This window comes from Pontibacterium sp., from assembly GCF_041587635.1.
GTDB lineage: Bacteria > Pseudomonadota > Gammaproteobacteria > Pseudomonadales > Balneatricaceae > Pontibacterium.
Genome location: NZ_JBFGYC010000566.1, coordinates 1 through 2,547, shown reverse-complemented (window position 1 = coordinate 2,547; position 2,547 = coordinate 1). Strand labels below are relative to the sequence as shown.

The window sequence follows — 2,547 nt, the reverse complement described above, 5'->3', positions numbered from 1 at the left end:
TACCGGCATAAACGCAGGGGTTTCCACCTCACCGCGTGGGAATGAGAGGCGACCACGACGGGCTTTCCCGTCATCAGCCAGCTTCTCAAACTTCATGAAACACTCTCGGCTCACTTTGCCTCCAAAGACCCGGTCTTACGGGTAATAAACATCGCATCACCGTAACTGAAGAAACGGTAACACTCTTCTACCGCCACCTTGTATGCCTGCATCACATGTTCGTAACCCGCAAAGGCACTCACCAGCATCAGCAAGGTGGATTCCGGTAGGTGGAAATTAGTAATCAGCACATCAACCACGCGGTATTCATAACCGGGGAAGATAAAGATATCGGTGTCGCCCATATACGGCTGGATCTCACCCTCTTTACTGGCGGTTTCCAGACAGCGCACACTGGTTGTGCCCACCGCGATCACACGACCGCCGCGGGCCTTAGTCGCTTTCACCTGTTCACAGACGGCTTCGCTGACTTCGATATACTCAGCGTGCATCTTATGCTCGTCGATGCTGTCCACTTTCACCGGCTGAAAGGTCCCCGCACCCACGTGCAAGGTCACGAAGGCTTTCTCTACGCCCTTTTCTTCCAGCTGAGCCAGCAACGCCTCATCAAAGTGAAGGCCTGCCGTTGGCGCGGCGACCGCGCCTGGCTTAGCGTTATACACCGTCTGATAACGTTCACGATCAGACAACTGATCTTCACGCTTCATATACGGTGGCAGTGGCATATGACCAAACTGCTCCAGCGCGGCAATCAAATGACCGTCCAGCTCAAATTCCAGCTCGAACAACTTATCGTGGCGCGCCACCATCGTTGCTTCGAGATCACCTTCCAGCAGCAGCTTAGCGCCGGGCTTCGGCGACCGGCTGGAACGGATATGGGCCAGCGCGCGCTTTTCATCCAGCACCCGCTCTATCAGCACCTCAATTTTACCGCCGCTTTCCTTCTGGCCAAACAGACGCGCAGGGATCACGCGGGTATCGTTAAACACCACCAGATCACCCGGCTCAACCAGATCCAGCACATCGGCAAAGTGTCGGTGAGTCAGCTCACCACTGTTCCCATCAAGGCAAAGCAATCGGCTCTGCGTCCGCTTTTCCAGCGGAAAGCTGGCGATCAGCTCCTCGGGAAGCTCAAAATGAAAATCTTTAACCTGCATCTAGCGTACTTACACTCGCAATTCGAAGGTCGCGTATTCTAAAGGAATCGCAAAAATTTTGCAGACAAATGACACTAACCCATTGACGTCACGTAAAAGATTTCTATAATACGCCTCTCTTTGCTGTGCAACCGTAGTGAAATTGCTAACGACAGAGGCTCAACGGGCTTTTGTGTTACAGGATCTACACGTACAGGAAGACGCTCAACAAGACCGATGCCAGTGTGATGGAATTGGTAGACATAGGGGATTCAAAAGGCCTTGTGTTATGAATCCTGATCGTTAGAATAGGCGCAAATGTAAAGTACGATGCCAGTGTGATGGAATTGGTAGACATGACGGATTCAAAATCCGTTGCCAGCAATGGCGTAGCGGTTCAAGTCCGCTCACTGGTACCAAACTCTTTGAAAAATAAGAGATTTTTTCAAGATCGAGCGCTAACTAGCCCTCGATTTTTTTGTGCCTAAAATTCCTCATCAAGTTTCCAATGTCCATTTAATAGCCATTAAATACACCCCAAGCCTCTCTTTTAACGCCGTCTACATTACCTCCTCCGGTCCATATCCAGGCAGCCCTCTGTGCGGATTCTGTGCGCAAAGCTATCCATCAATCTACAGAACTAAGCACTACCCTCTAACGCTGCTTTTATAACTCAAGTATTACCAGAGAGAGCTACGACGCACCCTTCTGGTCTACTTCCGGTCCGGCTACGGTCTTTTTACTTTATAAATTGCCCAACTCATAACCGTATTAACAATCCCATCAAACGTATATCAAAACCCTGGATATCCATTTCCGGAGGTTTCAATGAACAAGCAATTTAAATTCACTGACGCCCGCATTCGGGCATTACCCGCTAACCCCCCAACGTCTGCGAGTACCGACCTCGAAGTGAGTGATGTATCAGATAATGGTAGTAGCGCTTTAGGCTTGAAGTGTTTGAGCGGTAAGAGCGGGAACAAACGCTTTCTTTTTCGTTACACGTTCAACTCACGTAAGCGAAGTATCGCTCTTGGTCGTTTTCCTGATATCAATGTTGCCACAGCTCGTAAAGCTGCACGTCGATATAGAGCAATGTTAGCAGAAGGCATCGACCCTAAAGCAGAACAAGAAACACAAAAAATGCAGCCCACTATTGCTGAATTCTTTTGGAATACTTATCTGCCGTATCAAAAAAAGCATACCCGTTATAGTTCATGGGATCATGAACGACAGCGGTTTATGAAACATATCGAGCCCCGATACGGACATCTGCTATTTCGTGAGTTAAAGGCGTCGCATGTACTACAGCTGCAACTTGATCTAAATACAGCAAATACTCATCGTAAGGCACTGGCACCCGCGACCTGTAATCGCATAGTCGCCCTGCTAAAGACGATGAGTCAATTAG

At 49.2% G+C, this 2,547-nt stretch carries 2 protein-coding genes, 1 tRNA gene and 1 pseudogene; 2 read left to right on the top strand and 2 right to left on the bottom strand.

Translation table 11 applies throughout. The annotated features are described in order from the left end of the window. Positions 1-114, bottom strand: a pseudogene (gene tgt, locus ABYW01_RS19095) (tRNA guanosine(34) transglycosylase Tgt); the annotation flags it as partial. Further along, positions 111-1,157, bottom strand: a complete 1,047-nt coding sequence (gene queA, locus ABYW01_RS19090; RefSeq protein ID WP_372835910.1) for a tRNA preQ1(34) S-adenosylmethionine ribosyltransferase-isomerase QueA — start codon at positions 1,155-1,157, stop codon at positions 111-113. The pseudogene tgt and the gene queA, both read right to left, overlap by 4 nt. A gap of 311 nt (positions 1,158-1,468) precedes the next feature. On the opposite strand from queA, the gene ABYW01_RS19085 reads away from it, so the two are divergent. Together ABYW01_RS19085 and ABYW01_RS19080 are read left to right on the top strand one after the other, a co-directional pair. Beyond that, positions 1,469-1,555, top strand: a tRNA-Leu gene (locus ABYW01_RS19085). A 409-nt stretch (positions 1,556-1,964) separates the two neighbouring features. Then, positions 1,965-2,547 (top strand): Arm DNA-binding domain-containing protein (locus tag ABYW01_RS19080; RefSeq protein WP_372835909.1); only part of this gene is annotated, 583 nt, incomplete at its 3' end.

What these genes read in the sequence shown, in the direction of transcription:
- queA (WP_372835910.1), bottom strand. Translation starts at nt 1,157, where the DNA reads ATGCAGGTTAAAGATTTTCATTTTGAGCTTCCCGAGGAGCTGATCGCC.